A 17,408-nucleotide genomic window follows, 5' to 3' on the forward strand; every position below is an offset into this window, starting at 1 on the left:
TTAGGCTTTAAAAGTAATACTCAGACAAGATCAAATTAATGAACTTATAAGTGAGTCTGAATAACTAAAGAAAATTTATCTGCCATCTTTATAAAATTCGAATAAATCCCTTTTTTGGAATTTGGATTTTTAATTTTGGTGCTTATTTATACATTATGAAATACATTGTAGGCTTTCTTAGAATATTTGTTGGAATCTTTTTCATTATTAGCGGCTTTATTAAGTTAAACGACCCCGTAGGATTTTCGTTTAAATTGAAAGATTACTTCGCTCCAGATGTACTTAATTTAGAGTTTTTAGTGCCTTTTGCCTTAGCCATTGCAATTTTTGTGGTCATTTTTGAAGTGCTATTAGGTATTATGCTCATAGTAGGATATGCTAAAAAGTTTACGCTTTGGAGCCTGCTACTTATGATTCTGTTCTTTACTTTTTTAACGTTTTACTCTGCGTATTTCAATAAAGTTACAGACTGTGGTTGCTTCGGAGATGCCTTAAAATTAACTCCTTGGGAGTCGTTTTGGAAAGATGTGGTGTTAAGTATAATGATTCTTATACTCTTCTTCGGAAAACGTCATATACAACCCTTCTTTTCAAAGTTTGGAAGAACCATCATTGTTTTTGTGTGTTTTATAGCCAGTATGGCGTTTGCATATTATGTCCTACAACACCTGCCGTGGATAGATTTTAGAGCGTATAAAATAGGTGCTAATATTCAAGAAGGAATGGAAGTGCCTGAAGGCGCCCCGAAACCAATCTTTGAGTACAACTGGAAGTTCAATGTTAACGGCGCAGAAAAAATAGTAACCACCAACGGCGATTATCCAGATCAGGAAGGTGAGTTTATTGAAGTTGAAACTACAGAGATTCAGAAGGGGTATGAACCACCTGTGCACGATTTCAGCATAGAAAGAGAAGATGAAGACTACACTTCACATTTTTTAGAAGCAGAAAACTTAATCGTTGTAATTGCCTATAATCTACAAAACACCGAATTTGATGGCTTTGCAAATATGCGTACTATCACAGATAAAGCATTGAAATTAGGATATCAAGTAATAGGTCTTTCTGCATCTAGTCAAGAAAAAACCACACAACTTGCTGAGGATTATAATCTGAATTTCAAATTTTATTTCTGTGATGAAACAACGCTAAAAACTATTGTACGTAGTAATCCAGGGGTCTTAGAGTTACAAAAAGGAACTATCACGCAAAAACTTCATTGGAACGATGCGCTAGAGTTAAAACTAGAACAGCAGGAAAAGGCAGCACCTACGTTAGATGTTGGATTAAAGCAGCGATTAGATAGTATTGCAATTCTAGATCAGCGGTATCGAAAATTAATGCAGGCAGATACACGAGAAGCGAGAAAGGCGCTAGGTGAAGAAATGGGACTTTCAGAAGCAGAGTACAATGGAAATCTCTGGGAAATGCAGGAAGTTGTAGATAGTGCCAATATGGTTTTTGTTGATAGGATTTTTAATGAAAAAGGATACCCTGGAAAATCGTTGGTTGGTGAACCAACAAATACGGCGGCTTGGTATGTATTACAACACAACCCAGATAGAATTTCAGAATACCTTCCAATGATTAAAAAAGCGGGTGAAGCTGGAGAGCTACCCTTTAGATTAGTAGCCATGATGGAAGACAGATATTTAATGAATCAAGGAAAAATGCAGGTGTATGGTACACAAGGCAGAACAGATGATGGCGGTTCTTATATTTGGCCTATTGAAAATCCAGAAACTGTAAACGAACGACGTGAAAAAGCTGGATTTACTCAAACTGTAGAAATGTATGCCAAAGATTTATTTGGAGAAGATTTCGTATATGAAATACGCACCTTAGAAGATGTAAATCAAGAATAGTGGCAAAGTATGTACTTCAAAAAATAGGATATGCGTTATTGACGCTTTTTGGGGTTGTTACCGTTATCTTTATTTTATTTGCCATTTTACCAGGAGACCCAGCTCGTATGATGCTCGGGCAAAATGAAAATGCAGAACAACTGGCAAACGTAAAAAAGAAGTATGGCTTCGATAAGCCAATATCTAAGCAATACTTATATTATATAAACGATTTAGCTCCTCTTTCGTTTCATAGCACCAATGCCGAAGATTATACTTTTCGGTCTAACGGAAAGTATAGTGCCGCCCATTTATTTACAATTGGAGCAATAGATGTTGTAATAAAGTGGCCATATTTAAGAGCGTCTTTTCAGAAAAACGGTAAAGAGGTGAGCGCAGTCATTAAAGAAACACTGCCCAATACCTTTGTTCTTGCCATTTCTGCTATTGTAATTGCAATGTTTCTAGGTATTTTTTTAGGAATTTTATCGGTACTTTTTAAAGATGGCTGGGTCGATAAGCTTATTCAGTTAGTCAGTACGTTTGGGATGAGTGTTCCTTCTTTTTTTAGTGCGATTATTTTTGCTTGGTTGTTTGGATATGTACTTCATGAATACACAAACTTAAATATGACCGGGAGTCTGTACGAAGTAGATGATTTCGGAAATGGTACGTATATTCAATGGAAAAACATCATACTACCTGCTGTTGTACTAGGAATTAGACCTTTGGCAGTAGTGACTCAACTTATGCGTAACTCGTTGTTGGAAGTGTTGAGCCAAGACTATATTCGCACCGCCAAGGCAAAAGGACTTTCGTTTTGGAAAATAATTAAACGACATGCATTAAAAAATTCTTTAAATCCTGTAGTTACTGCTATTTCTGGATGGTTTGCTTCTATGCTGGCAGGAGCCGTTTTTGTAGAATACATCTTTGGCTGGAACGGTCTTGGAAAAGAAATTGTAGATGCGCTTAACACATTAGATTTACCAATTATTATGGGTGCGGTTCTGGTTATTGCCTCTTTGTTTATTGTAATCAATATCTTTGTAGATATAATTTACGGTTGGTTAGATCCTAAAGTGAGAACATAGCCGTCATTATTTTTAACTTAGACATACGAATACAAAATATACATTTATGAGACAGAAAATAGTAGCTGGAAACTGGAAGATGAATAATGATTTATCTGCTACACAAGACCTTTTAAAAGATTTGAAACAACAAGTTTTTCCAGAAGAAGTTATTGTCATGGTGGCTCCATCTTTTACAAATCTATACCCAGCTTTCGAAACCTTACGAGAGCACCCAGTTGAGGTTATTGCTCAGAATATGCATCAGTCTAAAAATGGGGCTTTTACAGGAGAGGTTTCTGCTAGTATGCTTCAGAGCGTGGGTGTGAATACAGTTATTATTGGCCATAGTGAGCGACGTGCTTATTTTCAAGAGAGTGATGCGCAGTTAGCCGAGAAAGTAAACACAGCATTAGAGAATGATATGAAGGTGATTTTTTGCGTTGGTGAAGAGCTTGCAGATAGAAATCATGGTGATCATTTTGAAGTAATTAAAGCACAGTTGGAAAGAGGTTTGTTTCATATTGCTGAGAAGAGCTGGAAACAAATTGTTGTAGCCTATGAGCCAGTTTGGGCAATTGGAACAGGTGAAACTGCTAGTCCGCAGCAAGCTCAAGAAATGCATGCTGTTATACGTGAGACGATAACAGAGCAATACTCAAAAGCAGTTGGACAAAATCTGTCTATATTATATGGGGGTAGTGTAAAACCAACCAATGCTGCTGAAATTTTTGGAAAAGAAGATGTAGACGGTGGCTTAATTGGAGGGGCCTCTTTAAAAGCATCAGATTTCATGGCTATTGTGAATGCGTTCTCCTAAACAATAACAGTACAACTAATTTATGTCGAATAGCTATATTGAATACAGTTTTAATGTAAGTCCGTTACAGCCTGGTACAGAAATATTAATCGCCGAACTTGGTTACGCGGGGTTCGAAAGTTTTGTAGAAAATGAATGCGGGGTACAGGCTTACATTCAAAAAGGAGATTGGAATAAAACGATTTTAGACGGAGTTCAAATTTTGAAATCGTCTGAGTTTGCTATTACATTTCAGCAAAAAGAGATCGAACAAGTAAATTGGAATGCAGAGTGGGAAAAGAACTTTAATCCCATAGAGGTTAGTAATACCTGTGCAGTGAGAGCCCCGTTTCATACCCCGTTTCATGTACAATATGAAATTGTAATTGAACCAAAGATGAGCTTCGGAACGGGTCATCATGAAACTACATTTATGATGCTTCAACAGCTACTAGAAACTCCTTGTGAAGGGAAGAAAGTGCTAGATATGGGTTGCGGCACTGCTGTATTGGCTATTCTGGCTGCTATGAGAGGTGCCAAACCAATAGACGCGATAGATATCGATTCGTGGTGCGTAGAAAATAGTATTGAAAATGTGGCCCGTAATGGTCAGGAACATATAAGCGTATTACTAGGAGGAGCGGAGGTCATTCCGAAGCATGAAAAATACGATATCATTATCGCAAATATTAATCGAAATATACTCTTGGAAGATATGGCAGCCTACGTGTCTGTGTTGCAAGATGGGGGTGTATTATTTTTAAGTGGTTTTTATAAAGATGACTTGCCAATTATTACCGAATCTTGCAATAATCTGGGCTTAACATTCGTTGAAAATAGGGAGAAAAATAACTGGATTGCGGCAAAATTTGTAAATTAGTGAGCATGAGCACCCAAGAAAAACAACTTGAAGATCTTCTGTTAGCCGAAAAGGTCAACAAACAAAACGAAATTGTACTTTACAATGACGATGTAAATACCTTCGATCATGTTATAGATACACTCATGTATGCCTGTGAGCATACACCAGAACAGGCAGAGCAATGTTCTATTATTGTGCATTACAAAGGTAAGTGTACAGTAAAAACAGGCTCGCTTTCAGAATTAAAACCCCGCTGCAGTATGTTGCTAGATGCAGGTCTTTCTGCGGAAATCGTCTAGGTCTAAAACAAGGAAGGATTTTTAGAGCTGCATTAAACATTTTTGGTGGCGGCTCATACTCTCAAAGATTTTTTTACCTTAGACAAAATTTTATTTTATGCAAAAGCAGCTACTTCTTATAGTTATCTTACTTGCGTGTGTGCCATTTTATGCACAAGAACAAAATATAGATAGCCTTAAGCAGGTGCTTTTAACTTCTAACGATACTAGTGCTAAGGCATCTGCTTATAAATCAATTCTTCAGAATGTAACAGAAGATTCATTGGCTTTCCAAAAGTATCTTCATGAAGGGATTGATTTCTCTCGAAAAATATCAGATAAAAAAACCGAATTAGAATTGGCTTTCGCGTACTGTCAGAATTTATATGATACTGGGCACTATGATAAAGTAATTGGTAAGGTTGATTCTTTGCATTCTCTTTTTGAAAAAGAGGGGTTGATAGCGCTAAAGGCTAAATTGTATAATATAGCAGGAAGTGCCTATTGCATGAAATCTGATTATGCAAATGGCTCTGTACAATTCTTAGAATACTTAGAAACAGCAAAGCGATTAGAAGATGATCCAAAGAGTGTTGCATTGGCAAACAACAATATAGGGATGTCTTTACTCAATATGAAACGCTATAAACAAGCCATTCCGTACATAGAAAATTCGTTAGAGTTTCAGCAAAAGTATGATTCAAAAGTAAAGGCTAGAGCTCATTGGAATTTGGGTATCTGCCATATGGAACTTTTGGAGTACGACAAAGCCTTACAAATATTTATAGCGGGTGTTGAAGAGGCAAACAGGGTGGGAGATGCGTATGGAGCAGCTGGAAACCAGACTTGCATTGCTTCTGTGCTTTCTAGACAACGAAATTTTGATGAGGGAATTCCTGCGTATATAAAAGCCTATGAGATGAGCGTTGATGCAAACCTTGAGGATTTTAAAGTAATTGAAGCACTTAGTGGTGTTATCTGGGGGTATAACATGTCATCACAAGCAGAAAAGGCAGTTAAGTATATCGCAATTGCAGACAGTATTATTGAAGCGAATAATATGCCTGACATTAGAAACAGAGAATATCTTTTCTTTAAAAGTACCAACCTCATGCTGCGTGGTAAGCCTATGGAAGCAGATCCTTATTTTCTGAGATATGAAAAGGCTCTAGACAGTATGTATGATGTAAAGAATATTGAGATTATACAGGAAAAGGAAACCGAATTTCGAACCAAGGAAAAAGAACAGATGGTCGAGCTGCAAAAGGCAAAGCTAGACTTTCAAAACTTACTTATCATTCTGTTGGGCTGTGGTGTGGTTTTGCTTGCGCTGATTGGGTTTTTAATTTATCGTCAACAACGACTAAAAATTAAGCATCAAGAGCAAGAACAAGCTCTTAAAGAAGCTTTACACGTGCTGGAGACTACAAATAAATTAGAAGAACAGCGTCTTCGTATTTCGAAAGAATTACACGATAATATTGGTTCTCAACTTACCTATCTTGCAAGTGCAGCGCAGAATATAGGTCATGGTATTACGTTGACTACAACCGAAGTAACTCAAGAAAAATTAGAGAAACTTTCAGACTTTAGTCAAGAAGCAATAAGAGACTTGCGCGATACTATTTGGGTTATGAATAGAAGTTCTATTTCTTGGGACGATTTAGTAGAACGCGTAAGATATCTTACCCATAAAGTAGCAAATACAACAGGAATTGATGTTGTCGTTACAAAAACAGGTGCCGATACTGTTTTGCTAGATCCTGCGCAAACCATGAACATTTTTAGAATTATACAAGAGGCCATTAATAATGCAGTAAAACATGCACAAGCCAGTAAGATTGAAGTTGCCATTGTCGCTGATAAGCAACCTGTTGTGAAGATTATTGATAACGGAATTGGCTACAACCCCTCAGAAGTATTTAATAATAGTAATGGGTTGACGAATATGAAATCTAGAGCACAAGTATTAGATGCTGACTTAGAAATTACAAGTACTAATAAAGGGACCGAAGTTAGTTTGAAATTACCACCTCTGTCATAACCTAATAGCCAACTACATCTTGTCGAACTGACTTTTTACATTTTTTTGACACTTTTTTGACTCCTTTATTATCCGTATTCGGTGTAGCGGTCTTACATTCGTAGGAAAGTTTACATGCTATGAAATATATCCTAATCATTGTTTTGTTGAGTATAACCACCTCTGTTTTTGGTCAGAAGACTGAAACGCTTTCTATTCTAAAAGCTGATACTACCTGGGGTAAAGAAATTATTAAGTTTCCGGTAGCCTGGGCGCCAAAAGTAAAATATAAAGGATTTGAAGAGTTGCGATTCTCACCGGGCTGGAAACATCCTGAAAGTGACCAATTTTGGTCGTATGTTTTAGCATGGAATGTACAGACTGATCGAGCGCTCACCGCGGTTGAAATAGCAGCAAACCTAGAATATTATTTCGACGGTCTTATGAAACCCAACCATTGGGCACAATCGTTTCCAGAGCCTGTTGTTGTTTTGATTAAAGAAAATGAAAAAGGAAACACAACAGAATTTAAAGGAAAAATGAAGTTTTTTGACGGTTTTCACACGGGTAAAATGATTACCAAAAACATTTTGGCGCAACAACTATTTTGTGAAACCACAGGCAAAACTATTTTAGTGTGTAGAATGTCAATAAAGGACTTTGAACACACCGTTTGGAAGGATTTGGACGAAGTTAAGCTAAAACAAGATGTATGCGAGTAGTGCACAAAGCTAAACAAGCCCTAAGCTGTCTGCTCGGACTTGTTTAAAATAGTCTGGTTTTAGAAAATGTATGTTTTACATCGATTTTAAAAAGTACACTTGCGTATCTTTTGAATCTAGAATTACTGTGTTTAAACCTTTCGAACTATCTAATATTAGGTCTCCCTCGTCTTCAATATTATTCTTGTTAGCATCACAATAAAAAGCAAGATAATAAGAAGCTTTCAAAGGCTTCGGGTTTATCATAGATTCTGGTTTTTTCGGAATAGCCATAACCACGTCAAGCGGAACTGCAGTAAGCGAAACTGTTTTTCGGGCAACGACACTGGCTTTAGTGTCTGCCATAGCTTCGTCATAACCATAAAGGGTGACAACTGCCGTGGGGTTTTGAAGTTTTATATCTGTTAAGCTTCTAAGTCTAATGGTTACAGAATTGTCTACAATTTCTTTGTCTTTAGTGTCTGACGACTTGCAGGAACTGCTACAGATTGCTATTGCACAAATACAGATAAATGCAAATAGGTGTTTACATTGTTTCATTTTGGTTAGTTTAAGTTGAAAATTTAAATGAATGATTAGCGGGGAGTGTTTCATAGCACCTCGGTCATAGATCGCTATTAGATAGCAAGTTAAAATAATTTTAACAATTTAATACGAAAGAAATTTCGGACAAATAAATAGTGAGATGTGCTCAAAAATCATTTAAAGAACGCGTTGAAAAAAGCAACATGGGTTTTGCATTTCATTTCGAAGGTTGAGCGGGCTCATTGTCTCTATAAAACACAAAACCACATTCTTAAAAAGAACGTGGTTTATTGAGTGTCGTGACCTCGACAGGATTCAAACCTGTAACCTCTTGAGCCGTAATCAAGTGCGCTATTCAGTTGCGCCACGAGGCCGAAAATGTACTTACAAAAGAATTTTCCTTTGTTTGCGGGTGCAAATATATTTCTTTTTACCTTTATAGACAAAGTACTTCCATAAAAAGATGTTGAATATTGAACAATACATTCGAGATATTAAAGATTTTCCTAAGCAAGGGGTTGATTTCAAAGATATAACACCACTATTAGCAAATCCAGAAGCAATGAGAATTTGTGCGCAAGAATTGCTAAACCTTACAGAAATGCAGCCAATAGATAAGGTGGTGGCTATTGAAGCTAGAGGTTTTTTCTTTGCAAGCTTGTTGGCAGAAAAGTTGAATGCTGGATTCGTGCCTATACGCAAGCCTGGGAAATTACCTTTCGATACGCTAAAACAACCTTATACATTAGAATATGGAATGGATACCTTAGAAATTCATGAAGATGCTATTCAAAAAGGAGATCTAGTTTTATTACATGACGATGTGCTGGCTACTGGAGGAACGGCCCAAGCCGCATGTAGATTGGTAGAACAACTAGGAGGGAAGGTAGTACAATGTAACTTCTTAATAGAACTCTCCTTTTTAAAAGGAACTGAAAAATTGAAGTACTACGAAGTAAGATCGCTACTTACTTATTAATCCAGAGCGTTTTTTGTTACCCATAGTTTGTATGCAAAAATTGCTAACTGAAACTTTGATGCCTTTGCTAAATCCAACTTACGCTTCGTAAAACTAGGTAACAATACTTTGTTTGCCTTTGCAAGTATTTTAAAAAGCTTTTTTTTCATTTTATTAAAAAAGAATAGTCTTACAATATAGTAAGACTATTCCAGATGTTTATGGCGTTTTTGTTTACTGTTCAATAACTATCATTTCTATAGGTTCATCATCATCTGTGCTGGTGCTAATCGTTTGCTTACTACCCATGCCATTATCGCTCTGAATTTTTATTCGCGTAATTTCACCATTCGCATTACGTTTTACTCTGCTGTAATTAAAAGTAACTCCTTTGGCTTCCATCTCTTTTTTTATAGTAGCTAATTCTGCGTCTGTCGTGTTTTTATAAATAGTAGCTCTTGCGCCCCTTCCAGCCGATTTGTTTCTTGCAATCTGAGCATAGCCACGAGCAATTTTTCGCTCTTCATTCATTAACTTTCTACTATTTTCACGCAATTTTGCTACTTCTTCGCGCACATCTTCTTGCTCCTCACGAATCTCTTCACGTATTTCGGCCATTTCACTTCTGCGACGTGACATGGTTTCTCTTCTTTTATCAATGCTAGTTTCGCGCATTTTTTCGCGTTTAGAAAGCATCTTTTCTCGAACCTTCATTCGTTCTTTTATTTTTTCAGATCCAAATCCAGAAGTGCCTTCCTCGGTATCCATATAGAAATAAAAATCGTCTATAGCGTCGCCATCATCGTCGTTCACACTGTAACTACCGCTCATACCATTGCCTTTGTAAGAAACCGATATTGATGTGATTTCATTTTTTGCATTGAAATTCACATTTTTATAGTTAAATATAATGTTATGATCTCGTTTTAGTTCTTCTTTAATAGCGTCTAGCTTTTCTTTGGTTGTATTTTTCGTGATTTTAATACGAACCTCCTTTACAGCATCTGTTTGTAGGCGTTTTACTTCGGAAATTTTCTCGCTATCAATAGACGCCTGGTTTATTTTGTTTTCTGATGTTTGAAGGGGTGTGGTAACGTTAGTGGTAGGTGTTGGTACTTTAACAAAAGTAGAGACTCCATTAAAGACTAAGACACCGTCTTCTCCTTGTTTGCCATATTTCTTAGCACCGTCTTCTGGGTTAAACATCTCTATAGTTCCATCTAGTTGAATGGTTTTGTCTACTGGCAACTCATTTTTAAGATACTTTTTTCCATTGATGATATACAGCGGATTTTTACCCAATTGTATCTTTTTAGAAGTGTCACCTGATGACATTTTCCCTTGTCTTAAATCACTAGTTGGAGCCAGTACCTTATTGTTGGCTATTACTAGATTGTCTTTGGTAATCTTTATTTGAACAGTTTCCTTACCTGTTTCGGTTACAAGTAATTCGCCCTTGTCACTAACCGCTAGTTGGTAGATTGTTTGAATTGGCACTTTAGCCCCTCTATCGAAACGAGTATAAAAATGATCATTGCCTTTAAATTTTGTAGTAAAGCTAAAGTTGGTGAGCAATCCTTCGGCGTTACGTTTTCTGTTGTCTATTTTAACTAAACTTTCTGGGTGATGGGTGCCAAAGTAGTTTTCAATGGCATCTAGTTGAAAGTCGGTAGTTTCCGCAGAAAATTGAAGGGTCATTTTGTTTGGTGAAATAGTAGGGTTTGCTACTTCAGATGCGTTGGTGTTTACTTCATTGTACTTTACTACTTCTACAGTGTTAAAACTCCATAAAAAGAGCGCTAGTGCCGGTAGCACTAACATTAATTTAAACTGGTTGTACTTGTTTGAACTTCTTTTGTTTAACATAATGATTCGTTTTTTGACCTGTCCATTCTGAAAACCAAGACTTATTGGTCGTCCAAAAACATTCAGGCGGGTTGATGAATGATAAAAATTATTAGTAAGCGCTGGAACTGGCAAGGCTGATGAGGCCTTTAATAACGCTAATTGATACGCGGTTTTAGACGGCACGTATCGAGCCGTTTCGTTGTCTGCTAAAAATTCTAAATTGGCTTCAAGACTCGTTTTGTAAAACCAAGAAATTGGATTCGCCCACTGAAAGGCACGTACTAAGTTGGCCAATAGTAAATCGATACTATGCCACTGAGAAGCGTGTACCTTCTCGTGCTTTAAAATCATTTCTAGTTCTTGTGCGTCGTGTGTTGTTGGATTAAAAACGATATAACTAAAAAATGAGAATGGCGCTAGGGTATCTTGAATTTCAACAAACCGAAATCTGTTTATCTTATACGATGGGTTTTTTAGTAGCAATCGCAAGAGTGAAGTAAGTTGAATTAGAAAATGTATAAACATTAGCGCTACTCCTGCCAAATACACCCACAACAGTATCTGCCACATGGGTACGGTGGTTGCTGTAGCTACTATGTCAGTAGTAGGAGCTGATGTAAATTCGGTTATGGCGTCGGCGGTATTACTCGGTGTTGGTGCGTCCACAAAGGTTACCGTTGTAAAAGTGATAAATGGAAACAGAATTGAAGCTATAATACCGGTAAGTAAATAGGTGCGATTAGCCGTAAAAAATGTATCTTTTCTAAGTACAAACAAATAAATTAGGTAAAATAGAGTGAGTATACCAGCAGACTTTAAGATGTATATTAGAAACTCCATACTAGTTCTTTTTTTCGATGATACTTAAAATTTCACGAAGCTCTTGAGCGCTAATTTTTTCTTCCTTGGCGAAAAAAGAAACCATGCTTTTGTAGCTATTGTCAAAATAACGTTTAGAAGCAAGATTCATAAATTTTTCTGTGTAAGCAGATTTACTTACAACCGGAAAGTATTGGTGTGTTTTTCCGAAGGCTTTATAAGAGACAAACCCTTTTTCTTCCAAATTCCTAACAATAGTAGAAACGGTGTTGTAATGATTCCCATCTGGTAAGATGGCAAGAATCTCCTTTACAAATGCTTTTTCTAGCTTCCATAAAGCTTGCATTATTTCTTCTTCTTTGTTTGTTAACTGTTCCAAAAATTCTAATGTTTTAATTGTAGACAACAAATATATAACTAGTTTTATAGTTATACAACTATTTTAGTAGTTATATAACTGAAAATTTAGTTGATTATTGCTTTTTCCATTCAATAAATCCAAAAACTACATTCTGAAATCGACAATCAATTGAGTATCTTCGCGACTATTATATATAGGTATGAGTATTCTTTTTATCATTTTAGGGTTAATCCTCTTAGTAGTAGGGGGTGAGTTTTTAGTACGCGCTGCTGTTGGTTTGTCGTTTAAGTTAAACTTGTCCAAAATGGTTATTGGTTTAACGGTTGTGTCTTTTGCAACCTCTGCACCAGAGCTTTTAGTAAGTATTCAGGCAGCGTTAGATGGGTATAGCGATATATCTTTAGGAAATGTAATTGGTTCTAATATCGCAAATATCGGACTTGTACTTGGTGTCACAGCAGTAATTGCTCCATTGGCGATAGATAAAGACTTTTATAAGTTTAATTGGCCTGTGATGATGTTGTTGTCTGTTGTTCTTTATTTTATACTGAAAAGCGGCAATGAAATTTCACTTGTAGAAGGTATCGGACTTGTTGCCTTGTTGGGAGTTTATTTGTTTTTATTGATTAACCGAGCAAGAAACAAAGTAAAAACTCATCCGGTTGACGATGGCGTAGACGATGGGCTTTCTAAATCCAGTAATTTTAAGATTGTTGTATGGTTGCTTATTGGCGGTGTAGCGTTATGGGGTGGTAGTGAGTTGCTTGTGAAAGGTGCTGTAGATTTAGCAACGGTTATGGGTATAAGCGAACGTGTAATTGCAGTAACCATGATTGCTGTTGGAACTAGTGTTCCTGAGCTTGCTGCTTCGGTAATCGCGGCTCTAAAGAAAGAAAAAGCACTATCTCTAGGTAATTTAATAGGATCTAACATCTTCAATATCGCTTCTGTTTTGGGAATTACTGCAATTATTCAACCAATTGCAGTAAAAAGCAGTGAGGTATTAACAAACGATATTTGGTGGATGCTTGGGTTTTCTGCTATTCTTATTCCGTTGGCGTTTCTGCCTAAAAGATTTGAAATAGGACGCTTTAAAGGCCTTCTCCTTGTGGTTGCGTATTGTGCTTTTATTAGCATGGCTTTTATCGGGAACTAGCCAACTTATACCAAACATTGGTTTTTTTAAATCATCTATCTCGGCCCGTCGTTAGGTATAAACTAATTATTTTTTATAATTTAAGTAAAAAATAGGGGGTGTGTTGATAAAAAACATAGTTTATTAATAACTTAACATAAAAAAATAGGGGGTATATTGTTTAAAGTTATACTTTTGGCGAATATTTAAATCAAATCACTTAAAAAGCACAAGAGTATGTCCACCTTAAGATTTCATGCCATTAAAGAAACGTTTAACCGTCCAGTAATTGATGTACAGGAACCAGAGCGTCGTTCTTCTATTTTTGGTCAAAATGTATTTAATGATGCTGCTATGCGTCAATATCTAACAAAAGATTCATTTAAAAGCGTACAAGACGCTGTTATTAATGGTTCAAAAATTGACAGAGGCGTTGCCGATCACATTTCAACAGGAATGAAAGAATGGGCAATAAGTAAAGGTGCAACACATTACACACACTGGTTTCAACCACTTACAGGTACCACAGCAGAAAAGCACGATGCCTTTTTTGAAACAACAGGTGATGGTAATTCAATCGAGAAATTTGGGGGCGGTCAATTAGTACAGCAAGAACCAGATGCATCAAGTTTCCCAAATGGAGGAATACGAAATACCTTTGAGGCTCGCGGATATACTGCTTGGGACCCTACGTCTCCAGCATTTATTTACGGTACCACACTTTGTATACCTACAGTATTTGTATCATACACAGGAGAAGCATTAGATAACAAGACACCGCTATTGCGTGCACTACAATCTGTAGATCAGGCAGCTACCGCAGTTGCAAAATATTTTGATAAAAGTGTAACTAAAGTAAATCCAACACTGGGATGGGAGCAGGAATATTTCTTAATCGATAAGGCATTAGCAAAATCTCGTCCAGATATTAATTTGGCGGGTCGTACTTTACTAGGTCATGCCTCTGCAAAGGGACAGCAACTAGACGACCATTATTTTGGATCAATTCCAAGACGTGTTTTAGATTATATGCGCGACTTAGAAACAGAATGTATGTATTTAGGGATACCTGTTAAAACACGTCACAATGAAGTAGCCCCAAACCAATTTGAGTTAGCGCCTATTTTTGAAGAAACAAATCTAGCTGTAGATCATAATTCGTTATTAATGGACGTGATGACCAAAGTGGCAGACCGTCATAACTTTAAAGTGCTGTTTCATGAAAAACCCTTTGCAGGTATTAATGGTAGTGGAAAGCATAACAACTGGTCGCTAGCAACAAATACAGGTGTAAACTTACTAGGCCCCGGAAGTACACCAATGAAGAATCTTCAGTTTTTAACCTTCTTTATAAACACTATTAAGGCGGTAAACGATTATGAAGAATTATTACGTGCTGCGATAGCGAGTGCTAGTAACGATCACAGACTAGGAGCTAACGAAGCCCCTCCAGCTATTATTTCAGTATTTATTGGGTCGCAATTAACTGCTGTATTAGATGCATTAGAAAAATTAAAACAAGGAAAATTATCTCCAGAAGATAAAACAGACTTAAAGCTTAATGTGGTAGGTAAAATTCCTGAAATTTTACTAGACAACACAGACCGTAACCGTACATCTCCATTTGCTTTTACAGGTAACAAGTTTGAGTTTCGTGCTGTCGGGTCTACTGCCAATTGTGCGAAGCCTATGACTGTTTTAAATACTATTGTAGCAAAGCAATTAAAAGACTTTAAGGTAGAAGTAGATGCGCTCATCAAAGACAAGAAGATGAAGAAGGACGACGCTATTTTTAATGTGCTGAAAGGGTATATTAAAGACTCTAAAAGAATTCGTTTTGAAGGCGATGGTTATGGAGAAGCGTGGGAGAAAGAAGCTAAAAAGCGAAAATTAAGTAATAACAAGACAACACCAGAAGCTTTAAAAGCGGAGGTTTCTAAAAGCACTATAGCACTTTATGAAGGTCTTGGAATTATGAGTAAGGTAGAAATTGAAGCCCGCCATGAAATTGAAGTAGAAGAATATGCAATGCGTATTCAGATTGAAGGTCGTGTGTTAGGAGATATTGCTCGTAACCATGTTATTCCAACGGCTATTAAGTACCAAAACATACTTATTGAGAATGTGCAAGGTATTAAGGATATCTACGGAAAGAGCTTTAAAACCCATGCTGGTGAGCAAATGGAATTGATTGAGGCTATTAGTGGTCATATCGCAAAAATCAATAAAGGAATAACCGATATGATTAACGAACGCAAAAAGGCTAACAAGATTGACGATGCAGAAAAACGTGCCTTTGCATATTGTGATAAAGTAAAGCCTTACTTTGAAGAGATTAGATACCATTGCGATAAGTTAGAACTTTTGGTAGATGATGAGATTTGGCCATTAACCAAATACCGCGAATTACTATTTACCAGATAGATGGTTCCCCATAAAAAGAAAAAATGCTCCAATATTGGAGCATTTTTTTTTGTCTTTTACTTTTCAGAAAATAACTCCTCAATTTTTGTCATCCTAAGATTTTATAGGCTCTTGCCGCTAGAGTTTAGGTAAACCACTTGTGTATAATGGGTTGATTGTCAGTTGGAAAAGGGGTGGTTACCTGTACTTTTCTCTTACCGCTTGTTCGATATTTGCTCCATAGTTCTACAGACACCCTCAGCCTTGCAAGCACGTTTCAAAGAACAAGTAATCAATTTTAATCAATGTATAATTATTTAAACTTTCAAATTATGAAAAATTTATTTTTAAGCGCAATTGCGCTCATGATCGGAACAGCAATGTTCGCACAATTTAACGACAGTGATGTTTTACAAATTGGATTGTTAAACGATTCAGATGTAGACCAAACAGGATTGTTAAACGACTCTGATGTGGTTCAATTAGGAGCTTTTAACATCTCTGACGTAGACCAAGTAGGTGCTTTTAACACCTCTACAGTAGGACAACTAGGAATTGCAAACTCATCGCGAGTAGACCAATTAGGAATTGCAAATAGCAGTGACGTAATTCAAATAGGGTTGTTAAACGATTCTGAAGTAGACCAAATAGGAATACTTAACGGATCTACAGTTACACAATTGGGTGTTGCCAACACATCAGACGTAGGACAATTCGGAATTTTGAACACGTCAGACGTAGATCAACTTGGATTGGCAAATACGTCTAGTGTTACGCAAATTGGATTAGCAAACGCTTCAGATGTAGATCAGATTGGAGCCTTTAATAACTCAGACGTAGATCAGTTTGGAGCCGGTAACGGTTCAACTGTATTTCAGTTCGGATTAGGTAACGACTCTGATGTAGACCAGATTGGTATTTTAAATACTTCTACGGTAGCACAGTTGGGTATTGGTAACGAATCTGATGTATTTCAATTAGGATTGGCAAACGACTCTGATGTAATTCAGTTAGGGTTTTTCAACACTTCTTTGGTAAACCAGATTGGAGCATTTAATACAAGTGATGTGCTTCAAACAGGCTTAGGTCACAATAGTGTGGTAAACCAATTAGGTATCGGAAACATGTCTTCTGTTACACAAAGCAACTAAGAGCTTTCACCTATAAATTATCTCCACAATTTATTTGTTAGCCAAGTAATGTACAGGGGCGCTCCATACAAGTGCTCCTGTGCTTTACCTAAAAATAGAAATCATGAGAATTCAATACTTGCTACCGGCACTCATTTTTATTGCGTTTTTTAGCTATTCTGATACTTTATTTGGTCAACCGTCAAATGTAGATCTTGCTAAAAACACTTCGGTATTAATACAGCAGATAGGAGTTGCAAATACTAGTGTTGCTGAAATTTCCTCACAACAAGGGCAGATTGCACTAGTTCAATTGGGAGCTGGCAATGAAGTAAACTTTCATATGAAAGCAAAAAAAATTAAAGGCCTCGTACTTCAAAAAGGTGTAGATAACAAGGTGTTTAACGTAGCCCCAAACCCTCGAGAAACAATGAAAACCGTGGTAATGCAGCGTGGCTACAATCAAAATTTATTAATGCTTGGTGGTAATAGTATGTCAGAAAATATGACAATACGCATGCGCGGAAAAAATCAAACTGTTGTCGTTAGAAATATAAAAAGGCGTCGATAGTAGCGCCAACAAAAAATACAGCTTAAAAATTAACCCCAACATTTGCTTAGACAAACA

General features: G+C 36.7%; 16 protein-coding genes and 1 tRNA gene. 12 read left to right on the plus strand and 5 right to left on the minus strand.

Annotated elements, in window-relative coordinates; translation table 11 throughout:
- Nucleotides 1–155: 155 nt before the first annotated feature.
- The 7 genes from G5B37_RS13380 (at nucleotide 156) to G5B37_RS13410 (ending at nucleotide 7,601) form a co-directional block, all read left to right on the plus strand.
- Entirely contained in the window at nucleotides 156–1,865 is a 1,710-nt protein-coding gene (locus G5B37_RS13380) for a BT_3928 family protein (protein ID WP_164680530.1), read from the plus strand.
- Nucleotides 1,865–2,938 (plus strand): ABC transporter permease, encoded by a 1,074-nt coding sequence (locus G5B37_RS13385; protein ID WP_164680531.1) that lies wholly within the window; start codon nucleotides 1,865–1,867, stop codon nucleotides 2,936–2,938. Before G5B37_RS13380 ends, G5B37_RS13385 begins: the two co-directional genes overlap by 1 nt.
- 46 nt (nucleotides 2,939–2,984) lie before the next feature.
- Complete coding sequence (gene tpiA, locus G5B37_RS13390; protein ID WP_164680532.1) at nucleotides 2,985–3,737, plus strand: triose-phosphate isomerase; 753 nt, start codon at nucleotides 2,985–2,987, stop codon at nucleotides 3,735–3,737.
- A gap of 22 nt (nucleotides 3,738–3,759) precedes the next feature.
- Entirely contained in the window at nucleotides 3,760–4,596 is an 837-nt protein-coding gene (gene prmA, locus G5B37_RS13395) for a 50S ribosomal protein L11 methyltransferase (protein WP_164680533.1), read from the plus strand.
- A 5-nt stretch (nucleotides 4,597–4,601) separates the two neighbouring features.
- The gene (locus G5B37_RS13400; RefSeq protein WP_164680534.1) at nucleotides 4,602–4,877 is read left to right on the plus strand and encodes an ATP-dependent Clp protease adaptor ClpS; all 276 of its coding nucleotides are present in this window, start codon (nucleotides 4,602–4,604) and stop codon (nucleotides 4,875–4,877) included.
- Nucleotides 4,878–4,974: 97 nt separating this feature from the next.
- Nucleotides 4,975–6,900: a tetratricopeptide repeat-containing sensor histidine kinase gene (locus G5B37_RS13405; RefSeq protein ID WP_164680535.1), complete on the plus strand. Its 1,926-nt coding sequence runs from the start codon at nucleotides 4,975–4,977 to the stop codon at nucleotides 6,898–6,900.
- A 119-nt stretch (nucleotides 6,901–7,019) separates the two neighbouring features.
- Nucleotides 7,020–7,601, plus strand: a complete 582-nt coding sequence (locus tag G5B37_RS13410) for a hypothetical protein (protein WP_164680536.1) — start codon at nucleotides 7,020–7,022, stop codon at nucleotides 7,599–7,601.
- Nucleotides 7,602–7,676: 75 nt separating this feature from the next.
- Here the strand turns inward: G5B37_RS13410 and G5B37_RS13415 are convergent, their stop codons facing one another.
- Complete coding sequence (locus G5B37_RS13415; RefSeq protein ID WP_164680537.1) at nucleotides 7,677–8,141, minus strand: hypothetical protein; 465 nt, start codon at nucleotides 8,139–8,141, stop codon at nucleotides 7,677–7,679.
- A gap of 285 nt (nucleotides 8,142–8,426) precedes the next feature.
- A tRNA-Arg gene (locus G5B37_RS13420) sits at nucleotides 8,427–8,500 on the minus strand.
- A gap of 92 nt (nucleotides 8,501–8,592) precedes the next feature.
- On the opposite strand from G5B37_RS13420, the gene G5B37_RS13425 reads away from it, so the two are divergent.
- Complete coding sequence (locus G5B37_RS13425; RefSeq protein WP_164680953.1) at nucleotides 8,593–9,105, plus strand: adenine phosphoribosyltransferase; 513 nt, start codon at nucleotides 8,593–8,595, stop codon at nucleotides 9,103–9,105.
- Here the strand turns inward: G5B37_RS13425 and G5B37_RS15220 are convergent.
- The 3 genes from G5B37_RS15220 to G5B37_RS13435 all read right to left on the minus strand — a co-directional run bounded on the left by G5B37_RS15220 (nucleotide 9,102) and on the right by G5B37_RS13435 (nucleotide 12,130).
- Nucleotides 9,102–9,254 carry an SsrA-binding protein gene (locus G5B37_RS15220; RefSeq protein ID WP_263649802.1) on the minus strand — a complete coding sequence of 51 codons (153 nt, stop codon included), beginning with the start codon at nucleotides 9,252–9,254 and terminating at the stop codon, nucleotides 9,102–9,104. The genes G5B37_RS13425 and G5B37_RS15220 overlap by 4 nt on opposite strands.
- Before the next feature lie 64 nt (nucleotides 9,255–9,318).
- Nucleotides 9,319–11,772: a M56 family metallopeptidase gene (locus G5B37_RS13430; RefSeq protein ID WP_164680538.1), complete on the minus strand. Its 2,454-nt coding sequence runs from the start codon at nucleotides 11,770–11,772 to the stop codon at nucleotides 9,319–9,321.
- 1 nt (nucleotide 11,773) lies between these two features.
- A complete protein-coding gene (locus tag G5B37_RS13435) occupies nucleotides 11,774–12,130 on the minus strand; it encodes a BlaI/MecI/CopY family transcriptional regulator (protein ID WP_164680539.1) in 357 nt (118 codons plus the stop codon).
- A gap of 181 nt (nucleotides 12,131–12,311) precedes the next feature.
- On the opposite strand from G5B37_RS13435, the gene G5B37_RS13440 reads away from it, so the two are divergent.
- The 4 genes from G5B37_RS13440 (at nucleotide 12,312) to G5B37_RS13455 (ending at nucleotide 17,351) form a co-directional block, all read left to right on the plus strand.
- A complete protein-coding gene (locus tag G5B37_RS13440; RefSeq protein WP_164680540.1) occupies nucleotides 12,312–13,268 on the plus strand; it encodes a calcium/sodium antiporter in 957 nt (318 codons plus the stop codon).
- Nucleotides 13,269–13,484: 216 nt separating this feature from the next.
- Nucleotides 13,485–15,671 carry a glutamine synthetase III family protein gene (locus tag G5B37_RS13445; RefSeq protein ID WP_164680541.1) on the plus strand — a complete coding sequence of 729 codons (2,187 nt, stop codon included), beginning with the start codon at nucleotides 13,485–13,487 and terminating at the stop codon, nucleotides 15,669–15,671.
- 311 nt (nucleotides 15,672–15,982) lie between these two features.
- A complete protein-coding gene (locus tag G5B37_RS13450) occupies nucleotides 15,983–16,801 on the plus strand; it encodes a hypothetical protein (protein WP_164680542.1) in 819 nt (272 codons plus the stop codon).
- A gap of 103 nt (nucleotides 16,802–16,904) precedes the next feature.
- Entirely contained in the window at nucleotides 16,905–17,351 is a 447-nt protein-coding gene (locus G5B37_RS13455; protein ID WP_164680543.1) for a hypothetical protein, read from the plus strand.
- Nucleotides 17,352–17,408: the final 57 nt, after the last annotated feature.

The organism is Rasiella rasia, assembly GCF_011044175.1.
GTDB lineage: Bacteria > Bacteroidota > Bacteroidia > Flavobacteriales > Flavobacteriaceae > Marinirhabdus > Marinirhabdus rasia.

What these genes read in the sequence shown, in the direction of transcription:
- G5B37_RS13380 (WP_164680530.1), top strand. Translation starts at nt 156, where the DNA reads ATGAAATACATTGTAGGCTTTCTTAGAATATTTGTTGGAATCTTTTTC.
- tpiA (WP_164680532.1), top strand. Translation starts at nt 2,985, where the DNA reads ATGAGACAGAAAATAGTAGCTGGAAACTGGAAGATGAATAATGATTTA.
- prmA (WP_164680533.1), top strand. Translation starts at nt 3,760, where the DNA reads ATGTCGAATAGCTATATTGAATACAGTTTTAATGTAAGTCCGTTACAG.
- G5B37_RS13400 (WP_164680534.1), top strand. Translation starts at nt 4,602, where the DNA reads ATGAGCACCCAAGAAAAACAACTTGAAGATCTTCTGTTAGCCGAAAAG.
- G5B37_RS13405 (WP_164680535.1), top strand. Translation starts at nt 4,975, where the DNA reads ATGCAAAAGCAGCTACTTCTTATAGTTATCTTACTTGCGTGTGTGCCA.
- G5B37_RS13410 (WP_164680536.1), top strand. Translation starts at nt 7,020, where the DNA reads ATGAAATATATCCTAATCATTGTTTTGTTGAGTATAACCACCTCTGTT.
- G5B37_RS13415 (WP_164680537.1), bottom strand. Translation starts at nt 8,141, where the DNA reads ATGAAACAATGTAAACACCTATTTGCATTTATCTGTATTTGTGCAATA.
- G5B37_RS15220 (WP_263649802.1), bottom strand. Translation starts at nt 9,254, where the DNA reads ATGAAAAAAAAGCTTTTTAAAATACTTGCAAAGGCAAACAAAGTATTG.
- G5B37_RS13430 (WP_164680538.1), bottom strand. Translation starts at nt 11,772, where the DNA reads ATGGAGTTTCTAATATACATCTTAAAGTCTGCTGGTATACTCACTCTA.
- G5B37_RS13440 (WP_164680540.1), top strand. Translation starts at nt 12,312, where the DNA reads ATGAGTATTCTTTTTATCATTTTAGGGTTAATCCTCTTAGTAGTAGGG.
- G5B37_RS13445 (WP_164680541.1), top strand. Translation starts at nt 13,485, where the DNA reads ATGTCCACCTTAAGATTTCATGCCATTAAAGAAACGTTTAACCGTCCA.
- G5B37_RS13450 (WP_164680542.1), top strand. Translation starts at nt 15,983, where the DNA reads ATGAAAAATTTATTTTTAAGCGCAATTGCGCTCATGATCGGAACAGCA.
- G5B37_RS13455 (WP_164680543.1), top strand. Translation starts at nt 16,905, where the DNA reads ATGAGAATTCAATACTTGCTACCGGCACTCATTTTTATTGCGTTTTTT.